Annotated in this window: 31 protein-coding genes; 15 read left to right on the plus strand and 16 right to left on the minus strand. The window is 71.4% G+C overall.

The window, feature by feature from the left end; all coding sequences use genetic code 11:
• Positions 1-22 precede the first annotated feature (22 nt).
• From ACZ4N4_RS09115 to ACZ4N4_RS09190, 16 genes are all read right to left on the minus strand, one after another.
• Positions 23-643 (minus strand): HAD family hydrolase, encoded by a 621-nt coding sequence (locus ACZ4N4_RS09115; protein ID WP_189925673.1) that lies wholly within the window; start codon positions 641-643, stop codon positions 23-25.
• Complete coding sequence (locus ACZ4N4_RS09120; protein WP_467586131.1) at positions 640-1785, minus strand: MFS transporter; 1146 nt, start codon at positions 1783-1785, stop codon at positions 640-642. The genes ACZ4N4_RS09115 and ACZ4N4_RS09120 overlap by 4 nt, the downstream gene beginning before the upstream one ends.
• A complete protein-coding gene (locus ACZ4N4_RS09125) occupies positions 1782-3008 on the minus strand; it encodes an ATP-grasp domain-containing protein (protein WP_467587660.1) in 1227 nt (408 codons plus the stop codon). Before ACZ4N4_RS09125 ends, ACZ4N4_RS09120 begins: the two co-directional genes overlap by 4 nt.
• Before the next feature lie 213 nt (positions 3009-3221).
• On the minus strand, positions 3222-3524 hold the full coding sequence (locus ACZ4N4_RS09130) for a hypothetical protein (protein WP_467586133.1): 303 nt from the start codon (positions 3522-3524) through the stop codon (positions 3222-3224).
• A 32-nt stretch (positions 3525-3556) separates the two neighbouring features.
• Complete coding sequence (locus ACZ4N4_RS09135; protein WP_360964992.1) at positions 3557-4792, minus strand: MFS transporter; 1236 nt, start codon at positions 4790-4792, stop codon at positions 3557-3559.
• The gene (locus ACZ4N4_RS09140; protein ID WP_467586136.1) at positions 4789-5292 is read right to left on the minus strand and encodes a regulator; all 504 of its coding nucleotides are present in this window, start codon (positions 5290-5292) and stop codon (positions 4789-4791) included. The genes ACZ4N4_RS09135 and ACZ4N4_RS09140 overlap by 4 nt, the downstream gene beginning before the upstream one ends.
• Entirely contained in the window at positions 5289-6131 is an 843-nt protein-coding gene (locus ACZ4N4_RS09145; protein ID WP_006143148.1) for a winged helix-turn-helix transcriptional regulator, read from the minus strand. The genes ACZ4N4_RS09140 and ACZ4N4_RS09145 overlap by 4 nt, the downstream gene beginning before the upstream one ends.
• 42 nt (positions 6132-6173) lie before the next feature.
• On the minus strand, positions 6174-6587 hold the full coding sequence (locus ACZ4N4_RS09150) for a hypothetical protein (protein WP_006143149.1): 414 nt from the start codon (positions 6585-6587) through the stop codon (positions 6174-6176).
• Positions 6588-6597: 10 nt separating this feature from the next.
• On the minus strand, positions 6598-7041 hold the full coding sequence (locus ACZ4N4_RS09155) for a hypothetical protein (protein ID WP_006143150.1): 444 nt from the start codon (positions 7039-7041) through the stop codon (positions 6598-6600).
• Entirely contained in the window at positions 7038-7520 is a 483-nt protein-coding gene (locus tag ACZ4N4_RS09160; RefSeq protein WP_467586140.1) for a hypothetical protein, read from the minus strand. The genes ACZ4N4_RS09155 and ACZ4N4_RS09160 overlap by 4 nt, the downstream gene beginning before the upstream one ends.
• Before the next feature lie 95 nt (positions 7521-7615).
• The gene (locus ACZ4N4_RS09165; protein ID WP_061915846.1) at positions 7616-7909 is read right to left on the minus strand and encodes an SH3 domain-containing protein; all 294 of its coding nucleotides are present in this window, start codon (positions 7907-7909) and stop codon (positions 7616-7618) included.
• Positions 7910-8089: 180 nt separating this feature from the next.
• Positions 8090-8830 carry a hypothetical protein gene (locus ACZ4N4_RS09170; RefSeq protein WP_467586143.1) on the minus strand — a complete coding sequence of 247 codons (741 nt, stop codon included), beginning with the start codon at positions 8828-8830 and terminating at the stop codon, positions 8090-8092.
• A gap of 16 nt (positions 8831-8846) precedes the next feature.
• Positions 8847-9545, minus strand: a complete 699-nt coding sequence (locus ACZ4N4_RS09175) for a hypothetical protein (protein ID WP_006143154.1) — start codon at positions 9543-9545, stop codon at positions 8847-8849.
• Positions 9546-9563: 18 nt separating this feature from the next.
• A complete protein-coding gene (locus ACZ4N4_RS09180; RefSeq protein ID WP_467586145.1) occupies positions 9564-10049 on the minus strand; it encodes a hypothetical protein in 486 nt (161 codons plus the stop codon).
• Positions 10046-10588, minus strand: coding sequence for a DUF4913 domain-containing protein (locus tag ACZ4N4_RS09185; RefSeq protein ID WP_061915836.1), 543 nt, complete (start codon positions 10586-10588; stop codon positions 10046-10048). The genes ACZ4N4_RS09180 and ACZ4N4_RS09185 overlap by 4 nt, the downstream gene beginning before the upstream one ends.
• A gap of 253 nt (positions 10589-10841) precedes the next feature.
• Entirely contained in the window at positions 10842-11597 is a 756-nt protein-coding gene (locus ACZ4N4_RS09190) for a DNA-methyltransferase (RefSeq protein ID WP_006143159.1), read from the minus strand.
• Between the two features lie 515 nt (positions 11598-12112).
• On the opposite strand from ACZ4N4_RS09190, the gene ACZ4N4_RS09195 reads away from it, so the two are divergent.
• The 15 genes from ACZ4N4_RS09195 (at position 12113) to ACZ4N4_RS09265 (ending at position 25731) form a co-directional block, all read left to right on the plus strand.
• Entirely contained in the window at positions 12113-13246 is a 1134-nt protein-coding gene (locus ACZ4N4_RS09195; RefSeq protein ID WP_467586148.1) for a C40 family peptidase, read from the plus strand.
• Between the two features lie 149 nt (positions 13247-13395).
• Positions 13396-13710: a DUF6112 family protein gene (locus ACZ4N4_RS09200; RefSeq protein WP_006143162.1), complete on the plus strand. Its 315-nt coding sequence runs from the start codon at positions 13396-13398 to the stop codon at positions 13708-13710.
• Positions 13710-14405: a dihydrolipoyllysine-residue succinyltransferase component of 2-oxoglutarate dehydrogenase complex gene (locus ACZ4N4_RS09205; protein ID WP_382103143.1), complete on the plus strand. Its 696-nt coding sequence runs from the start codon at positions 13710-13712 to the stop codon at positions 14403-14405. Before ACZ4N4_RS09200 ends, ACZ4N4_RS09205 begins: the two co-directional genes overlap by 1 nt.
• Positions 14406-14442: 37 nt before the next feature.
• Positions 14443-15825 carry an SCO6881 family protein gene (locus ACZ4N4_RS09210; RefSeq protein ID WP_467586152.1) on the plus strand — a complete coding sequence of 461 codons (1383 nt, stop codon included), beginning with the start codon at positions 14443-14445 and terminating at the stop codon, positions 15823-15825.
• A gap of 81 nt (positions 15826-15906) precedes the next feature.
• Entirely contained in the window at positions 15907-17379 is a 1473-nt protein-coding gene (locus ACZ4N4_RS09215; RefSeq protein WP_467586155.1) for an SCO6880 family protein, read from the plus strand.
• Positions 17380-17434: 55 nt separating this feature from the next.
• Entirely contained in the window at positions 17435-17887 is a 453-nt protein-coding gene (locus ACZ4N4_RS09220) for a DUF6238 family protein (RefSeq protein ID WP_467586158.1), read from the plus strand.
• Positions 17888-17915: 28 nt separating this feature from the next.
• Positions 17916-19430: an ATP-binding protein gene (locus ACZ4N4_RS09225; protein ID WP_467586161.1), complete on the plus strand. Its 1515-nt coding sequence runs from the start codon at positions 17916-17918 to the stop codon at positions 19428-19430.
• A gap of 36 nt (positions 19431-19466) precedes the next feature.
• On the plus strand, positions 19467-20024 hold the full coding sequence (locus ACZ4N4_RS09230) for a hypothetical protein (RefSeq protein WP_467586164.1): 558 nt from the start codon (positions 19467-19469) through the stop codon (positions 20022-20024).
• Between the two features lie 123 nt (positions 20025-20147).
• Entirely contained in the window at positions 20148-20378 is a 231-nt protein-coding gene (locus ACZ4N4_RS09235) for a hypothetical protein (protein ID WP_467586167.1), read from the plus strand.
• Positions 20368-21294: a hypothetical protein gene (locus ACZ4N4_RS09240; RefSeq protein ID WP_467586169.1), complete on the plus strand. Its 927-nt coding sequence runs from the start codon at positions 20368-20370 to the stop codon at positions 21292-21294. The genes ACZ4N4_RS09235 and ACZ4N4_RS09240 overlap by 11 nt, the downstream gene beginning before the upstream one ends.
• Positions 21295-21324: 30 nt before the next feature.
• Complete coding sequence (locus ACZ4N4_RS09245; protein ID WP_467586172.1) at positions 21325-22098, plus strand: hypothetical protein; 774 nt, start codon at positions 21325-21327, stop codon at positions 22096-22098.
• Between the two features lie 87 nt (positions 22099-22185).
• Positions 22186-23184, plus strand: a complete 999-nt coding sequence (locus tag ACZ4N4_RS09250) for a DUF8094 domain-containing protein (protein WP_467586174.1) — start codon at positions 22186-22188, stop codon at positions 23182-23184.
• A gap of 141 nt (positions 23185-23325) precedes the next feature.
• Positions 23326-23841, plus strand: a complete 516-nt coding sequence (locus ACZ4N4_RS09255) for a hypothetical protein (protein WP_467586176.1) — start codon at positions 23326-23328, stop codon at positions 23839-23841.
• A 48-nt stretch (positions 23842-23889) separates the two neighbouring features.
• Positions 23890-24633, plus strand: a complete 744-nt coding sequence (locus ACZ4N4_RS09260; RefSeq protein ID WP_467587663.1) for a glycosyltransferase family 2 protein — start codon at positions 23890-23892, stop codon at positions 24631-24633.
• A gap of 174 nt (positions 24634-24807) precedes the next feature.
• A complete protein-coding gene (locus ACZ4N4_RS09265; RefSeq protein ID WP_467586178.1) occupies positions 24808-25731 on the plus strand; it encodes a hypothetical protein in 924 nt (307 codons plus the stop codon).
• Positions 25732-25736 lie beyond the last annotated feature (5 nt).

Below are 25736 nucleotides of genomic sequence, written 5' to 3' on the forward strand. Positions count from 1 at the left end.
ATTGGCGGCGTGGGCGGATGAGTCAGTCAGCGGGCAGCAAAGCTGCTCGTAGGGCGTCGGTCGAGCCGGTGTAGTGCAGCGTGCGAAGGCCCAAGCGGGCGGCGGCCTGGCAGTTGTCGGGGCGGTCGTCCACGAACAGGACACGTCGTGGATCACCGACCCCAGTGGCCGCCAGCGCCTGCTGGTAGATAGCCGGGTCGGGCTTGCACAGCTGCAGGCGGGCCGAGTAGAGCGCCTGGGTCATCATTCGGCGCCAGTCGTGGGTGTCCAGCACCGTACTGAGGTGGGCGGGTGCGTTGGACAACAGCACCATCGGCAGTCCGGTGGCATGGGCGCGGCGCAGGACGGACAGAACGCCCTCGTCGGTCGCGGTCCACATGTCGGTGTCTGCGGCGAGGAGTTCGCGCAACAGGCGGGGGCCCGGATGGAAGCCGAGGACGCGGGCCCAGTACGCCAGGTCGCTGAGCTGGCCGGCGTCGTAGAGGTCGCGGGCGTTCCAGAAGACGCGCTGGAATGCTGCGAGATCGTCTTCGGGCCAGGAAGCGGTACGGGCCAGCCGTAGCCACTGGGCGCGGGTGGGCTGCAGGCCGAGGACGCCGTTGTAGTCAAGGATGACGGCGTCGGGGCCGGTGGGGCGGGTCAAGGGGCGGTGTTCTCCAGGGCTCGGCGGGTGAGGGCGGCGAGAGCGGCTGCGAGGAGGGCGGGCAGCAGCAGGGCCGTGGGCAAGGTGGTGGCGCTGGCGAGGGCGCCGATGACGGCGGGGCCGGCGAGGAGGCCGAGGTAGCCGGTGACAGAGACCGTGGCGACGGCCCTCGGGCCGTGTCTGCCGGCGGCGGTGATCAGGGAGGGGACGGTGCTGGACAGGCCGAGCCCGAAGACCGCCCAGCCGGCCAGCGCCGCAAGCACGCTGCCGACCAGGACGCCGGTGGTCAGTCCGCCGGCGGCGAGCGCAGCGCCGGTGCGGACCACGGCAGGAGCGCCGAAGCGGGTCGTGAGCCAGTCGCCGGTGAGCCGGCCCATCGCCATGCCCGTGCTGTAGAGGGCAAACGCTGTCGCGCTGAGGGCGGTTGTGGCGTGCAGCGTGTGCAGGTGCACTGCGGCCCAGTCGGCCGCCGCCCCCTCCCCCAGCAGGCTCGCAGCCGCCAGCGCACCCAACAGCCACACACCTCCCGCCCGGCCCTGACCGGCCCCCTGTGGCTCCGGCAGCTTGGGCTGGTCGGCGCCGCTCAGCGCGAGGGTGCGCGGCCCGGCCACGAGCACGGTCGCGGTCAGCGCGAGGCCGGTGGCCATAAACAAGGCACTGTGGGCTGTGCGCGCAGTGGCAGCGGCCAGGGCGGCACCGCCCAGGGCACCGATCGAGTACGCGGCGTGCAGGGAGGACATGACCGGCCGGCTGGCGGCGTTCTGGCAGCGAACCGCCGCGGTATTGGCGGCGACGTCCAGGACACCGTGCGCGGCACCGAAGGTGACAGCCGCCGCGAGTAGCGAGGTCAGCGTCCGGCACTGCCCCAGCACGGCGAGAGCCGCTCCCAGTGCGACAGCTCCGCCAATCAGGAGCAGGGGAAGTCGGTCGGGCCAGGCGAGTCGGCCGCCGGCCTGCAGTCCGGCAACCATGCCGACAGCGGCGGCGAGCAGGACGAGCGACAGGCCGGCGGTGGTGAGGTGAGCGGCGTGCTGGACGGCCGGCATCCGGGCGCCCCAGACCGCCATCACCACGCCCAGGCCGAGGAAGTAGCTGGTCAGCAGGACACGGCTGCGGCGCACGGAAGCGTCGGCGCGGGTCATGCGGGGCGGCCACCCGCAGCAGGCTCGTCGGCCGTGTGCGGCACCAGGGCGACCTGCAGATGGCGCACAGCCTGCTTGGCGCGGGCCTGTGCGAGGTCCGCGGTGGGCGCGGTGGTGATCAGGTAGCCGATACGGGCGGTGAACATGTTGCCGCCGTCGGCCGGGAGGAGCAGCTGGTCGCCGACCTGGTGCTGGAAGTGCACGCGTTCCAACCAGCGCGGGCTGACGCCGTCGAATCCGAGGCGGAGCAAGGTGCCGGAGGTGTCAGGGTAGAGCAGCTGCATCGCGGCGGCCGAGGACCGGGTCGGGGTGAGGTCGGGGGCACGGCCGCAGGCGATGTCGGCGGCGGTGCGCGGCAGGTCGATGCCGGTGGCGAGCTGGACGAGATGGCCGATCATGTCACCGGCGATCCGGCCGTTGACCTCGACCAGCCGCGGCCGGCCGTCGACCAGCCGCATCTCGACATGGGAGACGCCGTCGGTGATTCCCAGGGCGTGGATCGCGGCGCGTGCCGCCGGTGCGACCACGTCGAGCAGTGGGTCGGCGGCGTCGACCGAGTGGGCCAGTTCCTCGAAATACGGCGGGGCGCTGACCGTCTTGCGGGTGACGGCCACCACGGTGGTCTCACCGCCGTAGGTGGCACACTCGGCCGACACCTCGGGTCCGTCGAGATACTCCTCCACCAGCACGCTGGTGGACTCGAGTCCCAGCCCGGCCGCCTGGTCGGCGAACGCGAAGGCGGCGGTGAGCTGTTCGGGGGTGTCGGCGCGGATCACCCCGATGCTGGCCGCGTGCGCGGCGGGCTTCAGCACGACCGGGTAGCCGATCTGCTCGGCCGCCACCTGGGCCTCGGCACGCGTGCGCACGCTCACCGAGGCTGCCGACGGAACCCCGTGCTGGGCGAACAACGTACGGGAGGTGGCTTTGTTGCGGCATGCCTGCATGGCTTCCGGGGCAGTGGTGGGCAGGCCGAGCTGGCGGGCGAGGCGGGCGACCGGGACGAGGTACCACTCGGTCCACGTGAACACGCCGGCAAGGTCGTAGCGGCCGGCCAGGTCCCGGCCGGCGGCGGACAGCGCCGCCTGGTCGGTCGGATCGGACACGACCACGCAGTCCCGCAGGTACGGCGTCTCCCACGAGGGCTCTTCGCCGGTGATCAGGACGACGTCGTAGACGGCGGCCACGGACTGAAGGCAGTACCCGCGGTACGCCTCGGCCTCCATGTCGGATGCGGCGACGACCAGGACGACAGGACGGTCGGGCAAGAACAGGCTCCTCAGAATCTAAAGAGGGGGCAGGGATATGTGGACGGCGGCCCTCGGCGGCGCAGGGCCGCTGAGTGTCCGGCGAGCAGCCGCCGCGAGCGGGGCCGGCGGAGCAGAGCGGCGAAGTCGGTGCCGGCCGAGGATGCTTAGGCGGGAGGAAACCGAGAGCTGTCAGTCGGCACGACGGCGGCGCAACTCGAACGCCGCAGCCCAGTGCGGGTTTTCGCTGATCAGCCGACGGGCGTAGAGGGCGGTGAAGTTGTTGTTCAGCCCGGCGACCCCGTACGGGAGTTGGCGGCGCACGTCCTCGAAGAGGTCCTTCACGCCGACGCGTGTGGCGCCGGAGGCCAGACGTCGGGCGGCCATGCGTTCCAGGGCCCGGTAGACGTTCGGGTTGTGGGCGTCGAAGGCGTGGAACTGCTCGGTGATGGTGCGACCGGTCGCGCGGTGCGATCCGAGGGCGGCGATAGACATGAAGTTCTCCACAGGCTGAGGACGCAGCAGGGTCAGGTGCGCAGGACGGGATCGGTGCGAAGGCGGGCGAAGGAGCAGAACAGGCCGATGGCCTGCAGGGCGGCGCATGCGGTGATGACGTGTCCCAGTGCGTCGGGCGGGGCGAGCGCGGTGAGTACGCCGGCGACGGGGAAGGGCAGCAGGAGGATGAGGATGGTCGCCGACAGGGTGCTGCCGAACTTCTCCGGAGGGATCAGGCGGGAGCGCAGGGTGCGCAGGACGACCGTCATGCCTCCTTCGCCCGCCATGAGGACCGCGACTAGGACGAGGTAGGACCGGTAGTCGGGGGCCTGGGCGGCGGCGAGACAGCCGAGTGAGGCGAGGGCGGCGCAGGCGGCGCCGACCGGCCACAGACCGAGGCGGTCGATCGCAAACCGGCAGAATGTGACGCTGAGGAGCGTCGCTGCGGCAGCGGCGGACCAGACGAGGCCGACGGCGGTGGTGGACTGCCCGAAGTGCTTGACGACGATCACGGGGCCGGCCGCTTGGAGAAGGCCGGTGGCCAGGTTGGACAGGGTCAGCCCGGTCACGAGCCAGCCGAGCGCGGGCAGCGAGCGGATGGTGCGCCACCCGGTGAGCAGTCCGGCGCCGGACTGCCCCTTCGGCGCGCGGGCCGGTGCCACGGGCGAGGGCGGGGTGCGCAGGGCGAGCATGGCAGCCAGCAGCGAGAGCACGCTGATCATTGCGAGCATCGGCGGCGGCCCGGCGAGCAGGAGCACTGCGGCGAACGCCGGCCCGGCCATGGTTGCGGTCTGGTCGATGCCAAGCAGGACGGCCTGGACACGGTGGGCCCGCCGTCCTGCTCGCCGTCCGGCGGCGGCGCCCGCGGTCTCGGCCGCGATATAGCTGAACTCGGTGAGCACGCCGGTCGTCGCCGCCAGCACCATCACGGTCGCGCCCGCCACGGTGCCGGACGGGTGGAGGTGGAGCAGGACCGCGCCAGCGGCGAGGGCCAGCGCCCTCCCCAGGGAGGCAAGGTGGAAGACCACCGAGGCACCGCGCCGGTCAACGACCGAGCCGGCCCACCCGAACGCAGCCAGCCGCGGAATCCACTCCAGGGCGAAGGCGGCGCCCGTCAGCGCAGCGGATCGCGTCGTGGCTAGGACAAGCAGCGGGATGCCGTAGGTGGACATCGCGAACGCCAACGCGTCCGCCGTGCGCGGCAGGTAGATGCTGCGCATCAGCCCGCCGGTGTGGCGTGCGTGCCGCGGTGTGACCGCTGCGCTCACGCGACCGGCTCAGGCTCGGGCACCCTGGCCACCTGGGGGTTGTCGGCCAGCCACTGGATCAGGAGGGTGCGGGGACGGGCCAGCCCCGCCTCGGCACCGTCGCCGGTCAGCGGAGAGAGAGCGTCGGCGCGCTCGGTGGAGAGCGACGGTGCCAACAGGTCGAGGACGTGCCGGATACGGCGGCTGAACTCGCAGACGGGGGCCGGGACGGCGTGACGCCGGGCCCAGCGAGCCATCGCGTCGTACAGGTCGGCCAACTCCGCTCCTGCCTCGGTAAGTTCGAGACCGGAGCCGGGTGCGATCCGGACGAGGCCGTGGCCGCGGGCCGTGTCGGAGGCGCTTCGCAGTTGGTGCGTGGAGAGGTCGGGCAGGGTGCCGGCCAGCCGTCGCGGCGATATGGCGCCGTTGTCGTCGATCTCGGTGACCAGGCGGATCAAGGAGCGCGAGGCGAGAAGTTCGACGGCGTGGCGTACTTCGGCAGGGGTGAAGGGGGTGCTCATCGGCGCGGGCCTCCCGCCGGGATGGCTGCCTTCGGGCGGGCGGTCGTAGCGTGCGAGAAGAGATCGCGGTGGTGCCACGCCGGAGAGGATGCGGTCGTGCGAGCGGGTGGGAGCGCCGCGGGGGTCGGCCGTGGCTGGCTGCTGAGCCACGGCCTCGGCGCGGGCTTCGCCTGCGGGTGTCCCCAGACCGGGTGTTGGGCCGCCTGGTCGAGGCTCTGCCCTGCGGACCAGGCGGACAAGGCGCCGAGCACGGGGCCAAGGCCGTCGCCGGCTGCGGACAGCCGGTAGGGCTGGCCGATGCCGTCGGTGTCGACCAGGCCGTCGGCGACGAGCTGCCGCAGCGGCGGATAAATGTTGGTCCAGTCGCTGCTGGGCATCACGATCCGGGCCAGAGCCCGGCCGCTGACCTCCTGTCGGGACTTGAGCACCCACAGGATGGCGGCGGCGTGGCGCCGGGTGAGCAGGGTGAGGCCGTCCTCGATCTGCTCGATCGCGGGCAGCGGACCGTCCGCCTTCTCCAGGTGTTCCTCGGCCCAGGTGACGATCACCGGCAGGACCGGCAGCAGGGCCGCGCCACGTTCGGTGTGGCGGTAGCTCACGTGCCGTGCGGTGTGTTCGGTGCGTTCGACGAGTCCGGCGTCGCACAGAGACTTGAGCTTGGGGTGGAGCTGGCCGTTCTGCAGCCAGGACACCTTGGCCGCCAGCTCGCTGTAGCGCAGCGGCGGGCCGGAGAGGGCCAGGAGGATCCTCACGTTCCAGCGTGGGGTGATCATGGCGAGGGCCTCGGTGACCCGGGCGATGTCGGCGTCGGTGTCAGGGGGCAGAGCGGTGATGGCCAAGGGAGGAACTCCTGGGTGAAGGAAAGAGAGAGAGCGCCTGGGTCAGCGGCTGTGTGCCGGGCTCGGCACCGGTAGAGGCGGAGCTGGAACGGACGGCGAGGGAGCCGGCGGGGCAGGCGTCGGGGCCGGGACGCGGGCCAGGCTCTGCAGGACGGCGGCGACCGACTTGGCCTGGACGTCGCGGACGGCGACGGCTTCGGCGAGCCGGCGTGCACCGTCGAGGAGGTGGGAGACCTCGTGCGGGTCGATCTGCCGCTCGGGGTGGATGAGCCGGGCGAGGTGGTCGCGGTGGACGTCGATGCTGCGCTCGGCGAGGGCGAGGTCGTCGTGCATGCCGAGCAGGGCGGAGAGCATGCCGGGCGGCTGGTCTTGGGCGTGGGCTTCGAGGTCGGCGAGCGGCGCGCCGTACAAGTCCTCGATCCGTCCGGCTATGTCGGTGGACGTGAGGTGGGGCAAGCGTGGGCTTTCACGGTCGGCGGGCCCGGGCCGCCCCGGCACGCTGCGGTGCCGGGGCGGCAGACGGGGGCAGGGTTGCGGTGGCCCTGAGCTGAGCCGTTCGTACGGGCCGAGCCTGCTGGGCAGGCGGAGGCATGGTGCGTAGCAGCCCGCCGAGGGCGGCGCGGTAGCCGTCGCGGGCCTCCAGTGCGGCTTCCAGCCACTGCGCGTCGAAGCGGAGCTTGTCCGCCGACAGTTCGCCCATGTCGCGGTCCGGGTCCATGTCGGCGTGGACGCGGTCGCGGACGCGGGCGACCTGCTCCTCGGTGAGCGCCAGGAACGAACGCAGCTCCAGGGCACGGGCGAGCGCGGGCGAGGCACCTGGGCTGGCAGCCGTCTCGTACAGCTCGGGTAGCGGGTTGCCGAAGACCTTCTGCAGGTCGGCGTCCATGGTGCTGGCCTTGTCCCGGCTCATCGGGCGGTCCTTGCCGGCCGCCAGGCCGATGCCGGTGCGGCTGTGCCGGCGGGCCGGTGGGGAGCGCTGGTCTGCACCGCCGGGTCGGTTCGGGGCCGGAGGCGGGCGAGGCGCTGGGCGGCTAGGTCCTTCTTCCCCGGGGCGTCCGGGTCGAGGAGCCAGCGCACGACCATGGCTCGGCCGTCGCGGGCGGTGACGGCCGCGTTCACCCGGTGGGCGAGGCCCATCGTCGGATCGTCGATCTCGCTGGGCTGGGTTTGCAGCGCAGCGAGGAGGTCGTCCTCCGCACGCTCCAACACGGACTGGGCCTCGACGAGAAGGCCATGCCACTTGACGACGTCGGTGGCATCGGGATTCGCGGTCGGCGCGGCGGCGACCGCGGCCTTCAACTGGTCCATGCCCATGTCGAAGCGCGCTTCGATCCGTTCGGTGAGCACGCCCACGACATCCTCAGACTCATCGGATATGCCATCGGGCAAAGGGAAATCTCCTGTTCTGGAAAGGCCGATCCCTGGGGTGGGAGGGGCTGCCGTACCCGGTGGCTGAGCCGCTTACGGGCACCTGCTGGGCTCTGTCAGTCCAGGCACATTCGGACGTCGCGGTAGACGTACGTGCCGGAGACCCAGCCCTTGACCCCGGTGGTCTTGTCCGTGATGTAGAGCCAGTTGCCGCTCTTCTTGTGCACGGTGAACTTGTGGCTCTTGTAGAGCACGCCGAGCGCGGTGGACTTCGTGGTGGCCTTGGACCGGATGGTCACGGCCTTGGTGTGTACCTCGTACGGCAGCGGCGGCTGGGACGAGCAGCTGCTCGCGGGGGTCGCGCTGGCGGTGGTGGCGGACAGCACAGGCAGAGCGAGTGCGCCGAGCATGGCTGCGGATATGGCAATTCGGGTGGAGCGCATGCGGAAGAAACCTCCGTGAAGGCATAGGGATTGCGGGGAAGGTGCCGCGGGTGTTGTCCCGGCGGCTGTATAAGAGTCCGGATATTCGCCGGTTTGGCTAACCGGCGATCGTCGGCTATGTTGCGCCGCCCTGGTCGGCTTTGACGCTCAGCGTGAGCGGCCGGGCGGGCGCGGGGCAGGAGCCTTCGGCAAGCCGGCCGGGCGGCTAACTGCGGCTGCCGGGCGGACCGGCGGAAGAGGGCCGGCCTCGCCCGCGAGGCGGTCGTCGCACCACTGCAGTGCCTCGCCGAGCGTGTCGAAGCCGCCCTCGCGCAGGGTGTGCGTCCACGTCTCGGTGTCGACCTCTTCGACCACGACGCGGAACGGCGAGGGAGCTCGCTCGTCCAGGACACGCAGGGCCACGACGATGACCATGTCGTCCGGGTCGTCGCTGGTGTAGGAGTAGCCCATGGCGTAGTGGTCGCCGTCGCCGGCGAGGCGCAACTCCAGCGCGCGCGTGGCCTCGTCCGCTGGCGGCGGGCCCAGTGGGGCGAGGGCGATGGCATCGGACGGACAGCCACGGTGGATGAGCCAGGACTGCGCCATCGCGGGCAGCGGCAGAGGGGCATGCTCGAAGCTGAACGTCCGCTTCTCGCGGTTCCGTTGCAGATGCACGGCGAGCACCTGCGGCATGCCGGGGTGCCCCCAGGTGGTGGTGCGGTCGAACAGGACGTAGTAGGTGTGCGGGCCGTCGTGGTGTTCGGCGAGGGGAACGAGCATGTCCTCGTGGACGGCGACCTTGCGGTAGAAGTCGAGGTATTTCTCCTCGTCGGCGTCGAGGTCGTCCAGGTCGAAGTCGACTTCGGGGAGGGACTTCCGGCCCGGCGCCGGGTCGGCGGGAGACAACAAGGGCCTTTCGGTGAAGTCAGCGCCGCTGCGCCGGGGTGGGCCGCGATGCGCCGGGGCGAGCCGGGACCTTCGGCGCCTGCACCGTGGGAGCCCGGCGGGCGGCGAACAGCGCGGCCCGTCCGGCGTCGGTGAGCGCGACCGGCTGGCCTGCGTGCACGGGGTGGCCGGTGTCCCGGACGACCAGGCCGGCGTCCTCCAACTGCTGCAGCTTGGCGTGGGGGATGCGGGTACCGGAGGCGGCTGTGACGGACATCCGGCCGGTCAGCAGGTGTTCGTAGAGCTTGGCGCCGCCGGCGATGGCGAGCAGCGCCGCCTGGTCATCCGTCGAGAGCTGCCGTGCGTCGGGCGCGGAAGCCGCCGCTGCGGCTTCGATGGGCTCCAGGGCGGCGAGCACCGCCCGGGCGGCGGCGTCCCGCGCGGCGGCGGCCTCTTCCAGCTGGTCCACGGTGCGGTCGATGCGCGTGAACAGGGCGCTGTCGACGTCGAACTCGCCGCTGGACAGGCGGTTGAGGAGCCGGAGGTAGAAGGTGACGCTGGTCTGGGCCTTGGCCAGTTCACGGTGCCGGTCGACCAGGTGGGCGTGCTGCTCGTCGAGGACGCCGCGGTCGCGGTAGGCCCACAGGGTGTCGATGTCGTGCCCGGTGACGGCTTGGAGGCGGTGGTCGAGCGGGGAGACCGCGCGCCGACCTGGTGTCGGCGCGGGTGGAGGGGGCATAGGCGGACCTCGGTGCGTTCAGCGGAGGGGATGGTGCGCGGGGTTTGGGGCGGGACGGGGCAGCCCCGGCAGTGCGGTGGGCGGCGGACCGGGCCGGGGCACGGGAGCGCGGGTGGTCAGCTGCGGGGAACGCGAGCGTGCCGCGTGGGTGCGGGCGCTCAGCGGCCGGCGGGTCATCCCCAGGCGGCGGCCGACCTCGTCGTAGACGTCGTTGCCTGCTCGCGGCCGGATGGCGACGACGTGGATCTCCTTGGGATGCGCGGACTCCGCGGGTGCCGGGCGGACGCCGTAGACGACGCGCCAGTCCTTGCGCGAGTCCACGAACAGCTTCCGGAAACCCTCCAGGTCACCGTCGAGACGCAGGCCGAAGCGCTGCGCGTTCACGACTTCCTGCAGGTAGGCGAGGGTGAGGTCGCGGATGTCGCTGGGGGCCTGGAGGAGATCGGTCAGCGCGCGGGGGTCGAAACTGAGTCCGAAGGCGGGCTGTCCCGCTCCCGCGGTCATGACGTCGGCTCGTCCGGTTCGGCGGCTTGTGTCGTGTTCGCCGTCTCCGTGCGCACGGACGGCGGCGGACCGGGCAGAAGGCGGTGCGCGGGCCGGTCGGGTGAGGTCATGCAGGCCGACAGCGGCCCACCCGGCGCGCGGATCGCCGCGACGGCGTGGGTGAGGAAGTCCCGGTGCCACACGAACAGGCCGGACAGCCCGGCTTCGGGATCCTTGTGCTGCTGGTAGGCGAGCCACAGGGCGTGGAGCCAGGCCACGACGTCGTCGTGCTCCTGCCACTGCAGGCACCAGGGTGCCGCGGTGGTGACCTCCGCCCCGTACACCGGGAGGAAGAAGTCATCCACCCAGTCGGACAGGGCGTCGAGTTCGTCCTCGCGTTCTTCTCCGTCGAGTTCCAGGATCGGGCGGGGCTCCGGTGGAGCGGCAGGAGGCGGCCCGCCGAGTCCTGGCATGCCGAAGGCGGCGAACGGTGATCCGCTGGGCGGCGGGGCGGACGCGAGGTGGTCGAGCTGCTGAGCCTGTTGCGCCGACTGCTCCATGAGCCGCCGCACGCTCGCCTCGATTCCCTCCAGCTGTCGATCCGGAATACGAACCGGCTCCAACTCGCCATCGTCAGGCGACTTTGTTGATTCGGGCATTGAAAAGCTCGGCCTCCTACGAGACACGGGATGAGAAAAGGACGGAAGCGTCTGCGCGCGGCCCATCCGGCGAGCTGCACGGCCACTGCGGCGGTATTGCGCCGGCGGCTACGCTTGGGGAGCCGGTCGCCTTGGCAGCAGGCAAGGACGGGGCTCAGCCGGTAAGGTCCACGTCGTCCTGCGTGAGGGTTTCGCGGATCGTCTCGGTGAGCCGGTCGGCCGCGATCGACGCGTAGTGCTCGGTCTTCTCCACGCCGATGAAGTCCCGGCCTTCCAGCAGAGCGGCCACGCCCGTGGAACCGGAGCCGGCGCAGAAGTCGAGGACCGTGCCGCCCTCGGGGCTGATCTTGACCAGCTCGCGCATCACCTCGACCGGCTTCTGCGTGATGTGCCGGCGCTGCGCGCCCGAGGGCTGCGACGCCGAGTACATGCCGGGCAGATAGACCGGGTTCCGGGAGCCGTCGATCGGCCCCTTACTGGCCCAGACGATGAATTCGCAGTTCTGGGTGAACCGGCCCTTCTGCGGCCTGGCCTGCGGCTTGTGCCAGGCAAGCACGCCGCGCCACAGCCACCCGGCGGCCTGGATCGCGTCCGTCGTCGTCGGGAGCTGACGCCAGTCGGTGAACAACAGCGCGGTCCCGCCGGTCTTCGTCAGACGGTGCGCTTCGGTCATGATCTGCGTGAGCCAGAACGCGTAGGACCTCTGGTCCATGTTCTCGCCGGTGAAGTCGGCGAGGTCGTTCTTGGCATCGGCGGAGGTGTACTTCTGCTTCGCGGAGCGGGTGGTGCGCTCCTTCGCGGTCCGGCCACCGCTGTTGTACGGCGGGTCGGTGATGACGGAGTCGACGCAGCCGTCCGGAAGGCCGGAGAGAACGGCCAGGGCGTCGCCCTGGTGAAGGGAAAAAGGCAAAGAGGGGCCCCTATTCGGGTGCGGATTCACGGGGTGAACTAGCCGCCTCGCACAGGAGTCCTCGCGGGCCGGAAGTGGGCGTGCAGAAGCCCAGGGCCGCAGACCGAGGAGGCGAGGGGAGTCCAAAAACTGTAGAGGCGAATCCGCCGACGACCAAGAAGTGCCGTGCGAGGGTGCCGGATTCCGGCACCTCGCGCCGGCTTTTTGGTCAACCGCCAATCCGCATCTACTGTTTTTGAACCGCCCGGCGCACACCGCCGCTGGCTGCTCCCCCGCCACACCTCACGGAGGTACCCCCTTGCCCCGGCACACCTAGCTCACGGCCCGGCCAGCTGGGAGCGAGCGGCAACTCGCCCCACATCGGTCCGCCTTGATCGCCCACCCGGGCCGCCGCGCCCTTCCACCACGCCTCGCGCACGCGGCACGCCGGACACCGCACCCCCGAAGGACACGCTCATGACGTCTCGCTACCCACCCCTGCCCGACCTCGCTGACCCACGAGCGGTCCGCTCCGGTTGAAGGCGCTCGCCGCCGGCATCGGCGTCGTCTTCCTCTCCCCGCTTCTGCTCGCCGGCACCGGCATGATGATGGCGTCCTCCGCGGACGCCGTTCAAAGCAGCAGCAGCTCCCTCATCTGCCTGAACGACATCGACACCGGCAAGGTCGCCGAGCAGGTCACCAAGATCCTCGACGGGGCGTCCGGCAAGAACGTCCACGTCGAGGGCCTGGACCTGCCCGCCGAGCAGGTGCCCAATGCCCAGACGATCGTGGCCACCGGTATCAGCCTCGACGTCCCCAAGAAGGGCCAGGTCATCGCGCTCGCCACGGCGATGCAGGAGTCGAGGCTGCGCAACCTCAACTACGGCGATAGGGACAGCCTTGGGTTGTTCCAGCAGCGTCCCTCCCAGGGCTGGGGCACCGCCGAGCAGATCCGTGACCCGACGTACGCGAGCGAGCAGTTCTACAAGCATCTGCTCAAGGTGAACGGCTGGCAGCAGATGACCGTCACCCAGGCCGCCCAAGCAGTACAGCAGTCCGGCCTGCCGGACGCCTACGCGCAGTGGGAGCACCTGGCCACCGCGCTGCAGGAAGCCATCGCCAAGACCTTCCCCGGCGCCGGCAACAACAAGGACGCCAAGGAGCCGAACACAGGCAAGGACCCGGGAGCCGGCACTACCGGCTGCACTCCGGGCCAGGACGGCTCCGGCTTCGGCCCCATCCCCGAGGGCAGCGTCCCGAAGGGGTACAAGATCCCCAAGGACGCCCACCCGAAGGCGCGCAAGGCCATCGAGTGGGCGATGCACCAGCTCGGCACCCTCTACCAGTGGGGCGGATCCTGCACCAACGCCCACGGCCCGGACCCGATGGGCCGCTGCGACTGCAGCTCGCTGATGCAGCAGGCGTACGCGCACGCCGGCGTCACGCTCTCCCGCACCACGTACACGCAGGTCAACGAGGGCAAGGCGGTCTCGCCCGCCCAGCTCAAGCCCGGTGACCTCATCTTCAGCCGCGGCACCGCGAGCCGTCCCGAGCACGTCGGCATGTACATCGGCGAGGGCCTCGTGATCGAGGCACCGCGCACCACCAAGCCGGTCCGGATCACCCCGATCAAGGACTGGACGATTCTCGCCGCCCGCCGCGTCATCTGACGCCACCCGCCCGGACACCGCTCCGGACAGGCCGGCCGGTCACGGCGATCTTCCACGCCCCGAGCGCATCTCCCCGCCCCCCCCTTTGCTTCCCCTCTTCTCGCCGGCCCCTCGTCTGGCCCGCGTATGCAAGGAGCCCCGCCACACCTATGTCCCTCCCTCTCGCAGACCGCGTCATCCAGCTCGCCTACGACCCAGGGATCTCGCCCAAGGGCGGCGGCCTGCCCGGCCTGAGCGTGCTGAAGAACGTCGTCAACAGCATCAACATGTTCGGGATCATCGCCGTCGTCGGTGCCCTCGCGGTCTCGCTCGGCGTGTGGGCCTGGGGCCACCACACCGGTGGCCACCAGGCCGAGGCCAACGGCAAGAAGGGCGCCGTCGTCGCCGCGGGCGCCGCCCTCGGCCTCGGCGCCGCGAACGGAATCGTCGCGTTCTTCTCCACCCTCGGCTCGCAGGTTCACTGATGCGGAACCGATTCCCCACCCTCTCGCTGTCCTCTTACGGCGTCGGCTGGTCGGCCAACCGGCGCGTCGCCATCGTCGCTCTGGTCGTCACCGTCCTGCTCACCATCGCCGCAGCCGTCGCCTGGCTGTCCGGCAGCGGCAACGCCCACCGGGATCCGACCGCTGCCGGGCCGGCCGCGACGCACAGCCCGTCCTCCTCCGAGGCCCCCGCCCCGAAACCCGAGGCCGACTCCGGTTCCGTGCCCAAGCCTCCGCAGATCGCCGAGCCGGTCGCGTACGCCAAGGCAGCAGCCCAGATGCTGTGGTCCTACGACACCCGCGACACCAGCCGCGACCAGCAGCTCGCCGGCATGCGCGCGTGGATGACCAAAGAGCCCGCCTACGCCGACTGGGCGTCCGTCTCCGGCCAGGTCCCTGATCCGTTGCTGTGGTCGCGGATGGCCGACCAGGACCAGCACGCCACCGCCCGCGTCACCGAAGGCCACTACCCGGGCGCGTTCAAGCAGGCCCTCGCCGAGGACCCCTCGGCGATCACCGAGGCGTACATCTACGTCGTCACCGTCAACGGCACGCAGCAGATCGCCTGGAAAAAGGGCGGCGGCGGAGCCGAGGACCGCGCCGTGACCCTCGCCGTGCAGTGCCGCCCCGGCCACGACTGTGCCCTGGCCGCCATCGCTCCGAGCGTCACGCAATGACCCGCGCCTGACACGATATAAGGAGGAGTAATTCCCCGTGGGTTTCTGTGATTACCCCCTGGCGGACAAGCTCTGTGCCGTCGGCGACGCGGTCGATTTCGCCTCGGACCCTGGCAAGGCCATCGGTGACTGGATGGCGAAGTCCGCAGGTGAGCTGGCTGCGGCAGCGGCCGACTTGGCCGCCAAGGCGGTCAACACCACCACGAGGGTCGACCTGAACGCCGGATGGTTCCGCGACAACTACGAGATGCTGCTGCCGTTGGGCCTGGTCCTGCTGGTCGCCACCTTCTGCGCGCAGCTCGTCCGGGCCGCCGTCAGACGCGACGGACAAGCCCTCACCCAGGCGTTCACCGGCACCATGTCAGGGGTCCTGTTCGCGTTCTGCGCCATCGCCCTGACCACGGTCGCCGTCGAAGTCGTCGACGCCGTCAGCGACGGCCTGTTCAAGACCGCGCACCTGAGCATCGAGTCGGCCGTGCGCCGCATCGTGAAGGTCAGCCAGATCGGGTCCCTGGCCGGACTCGGCTGGCTCGTCCCGGTCGTCGTCGGTCTCGGCGCCGCCATCGGCGCCTTCCTCTACTGGTGCGTGATGATGGTCCGCAAGGTCGGCATCCTCGTCATGGTCACCCTGGCCGTCTTCGCGTCCGCCGGCGGCGGCTGGGAAGTCGCACGCCGCTGGCGCAAGGGCTGGATCGAAGCCACCGCCACCCTCGTCGTCAGCAAGCTGCTGATGACTGTGATCTTCGTGCTCGGCATCGCCGCCATGGGCAAGACCGACGCCACCGACGGCATCGCCGCCCTCGCCGACGTCATGTCCGGCATCGTGATCATGATCCTGGTGCTGCTGTGCCCCTATGCCGTCTTCAAGTTCGTGCACTGGGCGGCCGACGGCACCGACGGCGAGTCCATCCACCGCGCCGGCGGCGCAGGAGCGCAGATCGCCAAGGCCCACGCCGAGAACGTCGCCCGCAAGGCCGCGGCAGCAGCCGCCACCGCCGGAACCGGCGGCGCGGCAGCCGGAGCGGGTGTCGCCGCCGCGCAAGGCCCCGACGCCGCAGGCGGAGGCGGATTCCCCGGCGACATCGCCGCCAACCCGACCGGCGACAGCGGCGGCGGCAAGGACGCTTCGCAGGGTGGCGGAACGGGCGGCTCGCCCGGTGGCGGTGCCATGAAGTCCGGCCTGGAGAAGGCCGTCCAGCCCGCGCCGACGAGCGTGTCGGATGACACCAGCGGCCAGGTGGGCGGCAGCCCGGGGCCGGGTGGATCCGGCGTGAGCGCCGCGTCCGGCCAGCAAGGCGGCTGGCAGTCAGTGCCGCCGACCACGACCCCGCCGCCGCAGGGCGCACCGCCGTCCCCTGGGGCACAGAACGCCACGCCCAGCGGGACGGCCTCACCGCCGCCGCCTGCGACCGGCCTCTGATCCCCTGTCCGTCTACCGGGGGCGGGACGTGTACTGCACCCCCGCCCCCGGGTTTCCGCCCGCGTCTTCAGGACCCGCCCCTTGACTGATCTCTCCGTCGCTCCGGTCACGGTGAAGTTTCCGCACCGGTCCCGCCGCGGCATCCTCCTCGGCCTCTCCCTGCCGCAACTCGTCCTTGTTTCCTGCACGCTGGCGCTGCTGCTGATGACGGTGGTCTCCACCGGGCTGGTCGGCGCCGTCGCCCTGGCACCGCTGTGGGCGGCTTCCGGTGCGCTCGTGGTGATCCGTCGGCACGGACGCTCCCTGATCGACTGGGCGCCGATCGTCACCCGCTACGCACAGCGCCGACGCACCGGCCAGACGCTCTGGCTCGCCCGGCCCGTCACCCGGCCCCGGCAGGATGGCATCCTCCACCTGCCCGGCACGGCCGCCTCCCTCAAGGTGGTCACACCCGGCGACTCCGCCAACGGCGCCGCGGCCGTGCACGACCCGCACCGGCAGACCCTGACCGCCATCGCCCGGGTCAGCAGTCGCGCCTTCGCCCTCCTCGACCCCGCCACCCAGACCCACAATGTGGGCAGCTGGGGACGCGCGCTCGCGGGCATCGCCCGCACCGGGCACATCGCCACCGTGCAGGTGCTGGAACGCACCGTCCCCGACAGCGGCGACACCCTCTCCCGCCACTGGGCTCAGAACGGGCAGCCCCAGACACCGGTCGCCGGACAGATCTACTCCGAACTGGTCGCCTCGGCCGGTCCCGCCGCCGCACCTCATGAGACCTACCTCGCCATCTCCCTCGATCTGAAGGCCGCCCGGCGGCTGATCTCGCAGGCTGGCGGCGGGCTGCCCGGGGCGTTCACCGTCATGGAGCAGACCACCGCCTCCATCGCCCAGGCGGCCCGCAACGCCGGACTGATGGTCACCGGGTGGCTGACCGCGCGGGAGATCGCCGCCGTCATCCGCACCGCCTACGACCCCAGGGCTCTTGCCGCACTCCAGCAGTGGTCCGACACCGGCCGCGCCGAAGCCGATCCCGCAGCAGCCGGGCCCGTCGTCCAGGTCGAGGAGTACGACCGCCTCGCCACCGACAGCGCACGGCACGCCACCTATTGGGTGGAGAACTGGCCCCGCACCGAGACGAACGCCGGCTTCATGCACGGCCTCATGTTCACGGCCGGCGTGCGACGCAGCCTGTCCCTGATCTATGTCCCGCAGGGGCTCGAGTCCGCGCTGCGGGACGTCCAGCGCAAGAAGGCCGCGATCATCGCCGACGCCAACGAGCGCGCACGCCGCGGTCAGGTCGACAGCGAAGAAGACTCCGTCGAGTACGCCGACGTCAAACAGCGTGAGCGCCAGCTCATCGCCGGACACGCGGACGTCGCCCTGACCGGCCTCGTCACCGTCACCGCCGAGACCGACGCCCTCCTGGACGCCGCCTGCGCCCAGATCGAGACCCACGCCGTCACCTCGGGCGTCGACCTGCGACGGCTGAACTACCAGCAGCCCGACGCGTTCGCCGTCGCCGCACTCCCCCTGGCCCGCACCACCCTGTAGCTGCCAGTTCGCCCCCACACCCCGCTCCCGCCTCTTTGGCGGCAAGGACCTCCCATTGAGCCCTCCCCGTCCCAGCGCGCCCGACGCGCACCCCTACCTTCGGGCCGCCACCGCAGGCGTCCGCCACCACGCTCGGGCCCTCAACCGTGCCACGCTCCCGGATCGCGGGCACCTCGACACCCTCCACGCCCACCTCACCGAACTACACCGGTTCATCGACCAGTTGGCCGAGGTAGCGCGGCCCCCGCATCCTGCAGCAGGCCGCCACCTCGCCACCGCGCACACCCGGCTGTGGCAGGCCGCCACCGAGCTCCACGCCGCCTTCCACCTGCTGCCCGGCAACACAGCGCAGGCAGACACCGAGACGAGCGCCTGCCATCCGGAACGGCTGCCCGAAGGGCCGCCCGTACTGACCATCTGCCAACGCCACCTCGCCGCCGGGCACAGCATCCGGCGCAAGACCACCCCCACCGACCTCCGTCCGCACACCACGGCCTGCGTGCGATGAGCACCACCCGCAGAATCGAGGGCCCCCGATGAGCCACCGGCCCGCTCGCCGCGCCCGCCGCGCCTCCGCCAGCCCGCTGTTCACCCCCCACGGCACCGACCGGGCCAGCCGCAAGGCCGCCCGCCGCCAGCTCGCCGAAGCCACCGCCAAGGCCCGCGCCGAAGCCACCGTCCACCAGGCCAAGAGCACACCCGCCGAGCACGAGATGCCCGCTCCGATCTACCCTTCGAGTGGACGTCCCGGGCCCGCCTCCGCCCGTAACAACCGGCTGAAGCTGCCCGCCCACCGCATGACCACCGCCGTGGCCGCCGGCGCGTATCCGTTCCTGGCCGAAGGCGGGCTCGGCGCCGAGGGCATCTACATCGGCCGCGACGTCCACGCCGAGGCATCGTTCGTCTTCGACCCGTTCGCGCTGTACGGCAAGGTCGAGGGATTCACCAACCCCAACCTCCTGCTCGCCGGGGTGATCGGCCAGGGCAAGAGCGCGCTCGCCAAGTCCTTCGCGCTGCGCTCGGTGGCCTTCGGCTACCGCGTCTACGTCCCCTGTGATCCCAAAGGCGAGTGGACGCCGGTGGCGCAAGCCCTCGGCGGCCGGTCCGTCGCTCTCGGCCCCGGACTGCCCGGACGCCTGAACCCCCTGGACGCGGCCCCGCGACCGGACAGCGTCACGGAGGCCGACTGGGTCGGCGAGATCCGCAAACGGCGCCTGCTCCTGCTAGGCTCCCTCGCCCGGACCGTCCTGGGCCGGGACCTGATGCCCATGGAGCACACCGCCCTCGACGTCGCCCTCGACGCCGTCGTCACCCGCGCCACCGCCACCGGCCGCACCCCACTCCTCGGCGACGTCGCCGCCACCCTCAACAACCCCAGTGCGCTCGACGAAGCCGCCGGCATGATGTCCGGCCAGCTCGGCGACGCCGCACGCGACCTGGCCCACGCGACGCGCCGCCTCGTCCACGGTGACCTGGCCGGCATGTTCGACGCCCCCTCCACCGTCGCCTTCGACCCGCACGCGCCGATGCTCACCATCGACCTGTCCCGCCTGGGCGGATCCGGCGACGACACCGCCCTCGTCCTGGCCATGACCTGCGCAAGTGCCTGGATGGAGTCCGCCCTCTCCGATCCGAACGGCGGCAGGCGCTGGATCGTGTACGACGAGGCGTGGCGACTGATGCGGCACGTCGGCCTGCTGCAGCGGATGCAGGCCCAGTGGAAGCTCAGCCGCGGCCTCGGTATCGCCAACCTCATGGTGATCCACCGGCTGTCCGACCTGCTCACCGCCGGCGACGCCGGATCACAAGGCCGCGCCCTCGCCGAGGGCCTCCTCGCCGACTGCAGCACCCGGATCATCTACCGCCAGGAGACCGACCAACTCCACGCCGCCGCCGCCCTGCTGGGCCTGACCTCTGTGGAAATGGACGCCATCGCGCACCTCAACCGGGGCCGTGGTCTGTGGAAAGTCGCTGGCAGATCCTTCATCGTCCAGCACCTGCTGCATCCCAACGAGCTGGCGCTCTTCGACACCGACGCCCGAATGCATTGAAAAAGCGTCGAGTTCGCGAATCCTGACAACACCCCATTGAAGGACTTTCGTATCTCCCCGCGTGACCCGGACTTCGACCTGTACGACAACGTCGGCCGCGACGCCGACCAGATCCACGCCACCCGTTACAACCTCGCCACCCGCGGCGACCTGAAGCGGTGGGCGCGACGCGACGCGCAGCCCTTCCTCGACGCGCATCCGCTGCCGGACCAGCCCTGGCCCGCACCCGACCTCACCCCCTATCTGGACGCCCTCGCCGCGGCTCAGACTCCGGCAGAGATCGAGGCAATCACCGACCACGTCCTGGACGCCGCCGAACCTGCACTGCGCGCCGTGAGCGACTACCTCGTCGCCGCCGCCCGGTGGCGGCGGGAGAACCGCGGTGCGGCCAAGGGATCTCCCTCAAACCTGCTGATGACAGCGGCCAGCCGGGCGCTGTCGGTCCTGGCCCTCGCCGACGAGGCCGGCCTGAGCCGGCTGCGCGCCGCCTACGACCCGGCCCCCACCCCCGCGACACCGACCGGCGGCCAGCCTGGGGCCAGCGCAGGTGTCCCACCCGCTCCTCCGTCCCCCGGCTCCGCACCCCGTCGATAGCTCTCTTTCGGCGATTCCAGTCCCGCCGCTTCTCGCAAACGCGATCCCGAGGGACCACCCCTGTTGATCGACACGGCACCGCCACCGCCTGCACACGGAGTCCTCTTGAAACGTCCCCCTCACGTGAACGCCACCGAATGGGCCGAATACCAACAGCGCCAAGCCGAACACGACAGCGTCATGGCGCAGGTCGCCGACCAGGAAGCCCAGATTGAACACGACCTGATCGCCACCCACGACGAGTACGAACTCGGCTTCAGTCAGGAGTCGCAGCCGGGCGTCACCCCCGCTGGACGGACGCCTCCACCGCACCGATCGCCCGCCTCCTCCCGCGGGAGGAACCGTGGCCGCTGACGAAGCGAGCACCCCAGACTCCCGCCGCGTTGCCTGGCTCGCACCGCTTCCCGACCACCGCAACGTGGACACCCCGTGGTGGCAGGAGCTGTGGCGTCGCCACGCGCACATCACCACGCCGCTGCGGGCGCGCGGCCTGCAGTGCGACATGGAGTTCGGCCTCAGCGCCTACATCGTGCGCGTCTCTCTCCCCGACGACAGTTACCTGATCATCGGTCCGCCGCAAGAGCCGTCCTCCGAGCGCCCGCCCGGAGACCCCGAGGGCTGGATCGCGACGCGTGAGCACCCCGACGACCCGTCGCTGTTCGAGGTCCTCTACGACTCGGCCCCCTCCGACGACCCCGGTGCTCCGCAGCGGCCCGAAGCCCGCCACGGCGGCAGCGCCCAGCCCCTGATCGAGGCGATCAACCACCGCCTGACCCAGCTCGGACTGCTGCCGCACCCCGTCTTGCCCGGCGGAAGCCCATCCGTGGACTCAGCCCAGCCGACGCCCCCGCCCCAGGCCCAGGGCGTCCCCGGCACACCGGACCGTGCTCCCGTCTACGTCTACGGCGACGCGCTGCGCGCACTGACCGACCGGCTCAAGGCAGCCGAGTCGCATGCGGATGCCGCTGCCCTGCTGCACCAGATCCTGGAGCCCACCGACGGCCTTCTTGCGCAACTCGGCGAGTTCTTCGAAGCAGCCGGGGACAAGGCCAAGGAAGCGGAGAAGGACAACGGCTTCGACCTGTCGTACGACCTCGCCGACGCCGCCGCCGAGATCCGCAACCTCGGAGAAGTCCTGCACGTGGCCGAGGACCGCATGCGGGCCCTCACCCCGCTCGCGTCGGCACCGCGACTGCCCTCCAGCCCGGCCCGTGCACCGTCCCTTCCCCCGCAAATGCTCCCGCCGGCACAGCCGCGGCACACGCGCTGACGCCGGACCATCGCCCTCCCCCAGGAACACATGACCTCACCCTGCACCGACCTGGCCGCCTTCGCCGCCGGCCTTGCCGCGCGCCTGCCCGGCACCTGGACCAGCCAGTACCAGCGCCACGCGCAGTACGCCGACCAGTTCCCCCGCACCCAGCAGCTCTGGGACACCGGCCACGTCGACTACGTCGCCAGCCAGTACGTCCTCACCCACGACGCCGTGCTCCATGGGCCCGCCGACCAACAGTTGTACGTGGCCGACCGCCCCCGCTACCCGCACCAGTTCGTCGTCGCCCCACTCGCCCCCGACGGCACGCACATCAAGCCCCACCACCTCGCCGGAGTCGAAGAACCCAACGGCATCGCCGTACCGAAGGACCCCGCCCGGGCAGCAACATGCATCGCCCGGCGGCTGCTGCCCCGCTACGAACAGGCCCTGCACGCGGTCCTCGACAACGCGGAGCACCAGCCCGAGGCCCCGCACCGGCCCGCCCCACCGCAGGTCGACCAGATCCTCACGCTGACCCTGTACAGCGACGGAGCCCTCGGCGCGCCGTACGCGAGCGTGCCGGTGGATGCCCGCATGACGCTGTACGCCCACGGCTTCCAGTACCACCCGCACCAAGCAGCCTTCCTCCTGCCCACCGCCTACGGGGACACCGGTCGCGCCCTTCGCGTCCACGGCGTGGTCCAGCAGCTCACGGCTAAGGGCATCGGCGTGAACCTGCGCCACTCGGCGCCCGCCACCAGCGCCGCCCTTCCGCCGGCCTTAGCGAAGGCCGTGTCCCCGCTCCGCCGTACGCGCTGACCCCCCGGCCCCTAGATCCTTGGAGTCTCCATCCGCATCGCCCGCCGCACCCTGCCGCTGTTCGTCGGCGCCGCCTGCCTCGCCTTGGTGCTCACCGGTTGTGCCACCGACAACGATGCTGCCGTCGCCAAGCAGACGCCCAGCGCCAGCAGCGCGCCGCAGCCGGCGCCTGCCCTCAGCGCCGCCCAGGCCCGCGCCGTCATCACCCACTACTCGCAGATCAACAACGAGGCCAACGCCGATCGCAACCGCGCCCTGCTCGACACCATCGAGGACGGCCCGCTGTACGCCATGTCCGTCTCGGACTACACCGAGACCGAGGGACTCCCCGCGGCCGACCGCACGCCCTACAAGCCCTGGTCCTACGACACCGCCAGAGCCAAGCTGTACATCCCGCGCCTGGCCGCCGAACAGGACCGCTGGTTCGCCGCCGCGCTCTCGGACGACAAGGGCAAGGTCCCCTCGCGTCTGGCGGTGTTCGCCGAACGACCCCAGCGCAAGCGCTGGGAGATGGTCTCCGTCGTCGACCTCGACAGCCCGAAGCTGCCGGACATCGCACTCGACCACGACGGGTACGCGACGGCCGTCGCCGCCGACGGCAACAAGCACCTTGCCGCCGACGCCGGCGTTCTGCGTGCCGCGGTGCTCGACAACTTCGCCACCGGCGGCACGCACACCGGGACGAAGGTCTTCACGCCGACCACGGCGAGCAAGCGGCAGATCGAGGTCCACGACAAGACCGGCACCCGCTACGGGGACCAGGGCACCACCGTCTTCGCCGGCGCCGACAACCGCTACAAGGACGCCTACGCCCTCAAGACCACCGACGGCGGCGCGCTGATCCTCTTCTCCCACATGCACACCCAGACCGACGCCGTCGCGCACTCCGGCCTGCAGATCAACCCCGGCAAGGAGGACCGGGCCTGGCTCCACGCCGTGCCCCGCACCTCCATCACGTACACGTTCGTGTGCAACGACGCCGCCACCGTCCCCGCGAAGGCCGCCCCGTCCCGCCTGATCGGCTACACCTGTGCGCGCACCGACGCCTCCGGCCCGCCGTTCCCGTCCTGGTCGGACCGCGCGTAGACGCACCCGCGCGCCACCTGATGGCCGCCGACCGTTTCCCGCCCCCTGCTTGCTGCGGAGAACTCCCTGTCCACTCGCTCCTTCATCGCCCGCCCCACCGTCGGCACGGGGTACACCGGCATCCACGTCCAGCTCGACGGCGTGCCCAGCCACCACCTCCCCCTGCTCCTGGCCGCCTACCAGTACAAGTTCGGACGCAACGTCGAGGCCATGTGGCGGCACCTCATCGACGACGTCGCCGTCGGCTGGGAGGAACTCGGCACCGATCTCCTCGACGATGCCCCGCCCGCACTCGTGGCCGCGCTGACCGGCGGCGAGCACTGGCCCAGCCGAACCCTCGACCAGCTGGTCACCCCGGACAGCTCTCCGCCGGTACGCATGTCGGTCACCGACGAGACCGCCGATGCGCAGGACATGGAGTGGGGGTACGTCCTACACAAGGAGGGCGTCGAGGTGATCAGCCTCCTACACGAGGACATCGGCCCCATCGTGAGCTGGTCCATCGACCCGCGCACCGCCTTCAACGACCACCCGGCGGCCTGGTCCTCCCGCGACTCCCCGCCCGCTATCCGGGCATCGCGCAGCACGCCGACTCCGAGCGCTCCTGCCGCAGCCCCGGCGAAGGCCGGCCCCTCGCGCCCCACCGCCCGCCGCTAGCTTTCCCTCGTTTTCCCGGAGCCTTCCCTGCCCCCGCACACCACGCCCCTGATCACCGTCGTCATCGCCAGCCGCCTGCGCGAAGACCGGCTCGACTACCTGACCGCCATGCACGCGAGCCTGACCCGACAGTCCGTGCCGTGGGAGGCCGTGATCGCACTCGACGGTGCCTCGCCCGACCGCCTGCCGGCCCCGCTCGCACAAGATGCCCGCGTTCGCACCCTGGCGCTGCCCCGGCCTGTCGGCGCCGCCTGCGCCCGCAACCTGGCCCTCGGCCACGTACGCACCCCGTACACCAACTGGGCAGATGACGATGACGAGTTCACCGACGATGCGATGGCCGTACGGCTGAACACCCTGGAGTCCACCGGGGTCGGCTGGTGTGCGGGCTGGAGCGAGGACAAGTACCCCGACGGCTCGACCACCCTGTGGCGCTGCCCCACGCCGCCCGGCCAGCACGAGGCCGGAGACGTGTGGACGTACTGGAAGTCGCCGGCGGACACCATCCCCATCGGACCGACCACGATCCTCGCCCGCACCGACCTCGTGCGCGCCGCGCCGATGGGCGGCCTCGTCCAGGGTGAGGACTACTGCGCGGCCCTCGGCGTGACCGCTCTCGCCCCCGGGATCCTGCTGCCGGTCCCCGTGTACCGGTACCGCAAGTGGAACGGGCAGATGACAGCCCAGGTCGGATACGACCAACTGGAGGCGGCGGCCCGCGAGCACGCCTGGGCGTACGGCCGCAGCCTGCGCTCCGTCCTGCGCGGTGGCGAGGACCTGGTCCATGGCTGAGGCGCAGATCATCCTGTCGCACAGCCGGGAGTCCGGGATCGTCGCCATCGCCTCGGGCGAGCAGTACCCCTGGGCGCACACCGCCCTCGCGGAGAGCGGCTTCCAGCGGGACGACGACGGCGTCTGGCACCTGCCCGCGGACGGCACCAAGACCACCGTGGTCGACCTGATCAGGTGCGCGAAGCGGCACCGCACCAGCGTGCACACGAGCAGCCGCCGGTTCATCGGCGACGCGCCCGCGACCTCGCGCGCCTCCTGCCCGGCCAGTGGCACGCCTCGGTCGAGATCTACTCGCACCCCGCCTGGCAGGAAGACCTCGTCCCCTGGATCTGGGACAGCGGCGAACTCGGCCGCGCCGTCCAGAGCGAGCGAATCCCCTACGCCGCGCTCCTCACCGACGCGGTGCAGGGCACCACGCTGCTGTTCATCGAACGCCCCGGCCGTCAACTCGACTACCTGGTGGGGTCCTTCTCGCCCAAGGGACTGGAAGGGGGCTACGGCGATCCCCACCCCCCGCGCAGCATCGTCCTGCCGCCGTTTGCCGGACGGGCTGCCCAGGCACTCACCGGCCGGTACCTTCCGGCCTACGAGCAGGCCGTCCACGCCCGCCAGACGGCGGCCATCGCCGCTGTACTCGGGGACATCCGCTGCGAGCACGACACCTGGCAGGCCATGAACGCCTCCGGCCGCTACAGCGACGCCACCCCGCTGAGCGCCGCCGCTCGCGGCGCCGCGACGGAGTTGTTCCTCGACCACGCCTGGCGCCGTTTCCTGACCGTCGTCGACCACGCCCCGGCGCTGCTCGACCAGTGCCGACCCGCGAGCAGCCCGTGGCCCGACGACGCCGCGGCCCTCTCCCGCCTGGCCGACGCCGTGATCGATGCTGAGACCCTGGTCGACGAGATCGTCCACGGCGGTTTCGTGCCGGAGCAAGAGCGCCGAGCACGCGCGTGGCCGGCCATCGAGACCTGGCTCACCGACGGCGGAACGTTCTTGCGTCAGGCCCGCATCAGCGCACCCCACCGCCGCCCGGCTCTGCCCGTCGCCGCGCCGGCCCGCCCCCTCACCGCGGCCCGGCCCGCGCACCGCGGCCCCTGACCTTT

It is taken from the genome of Streptomyces sp. NPDC026538 (assembly GCF_055567535.1).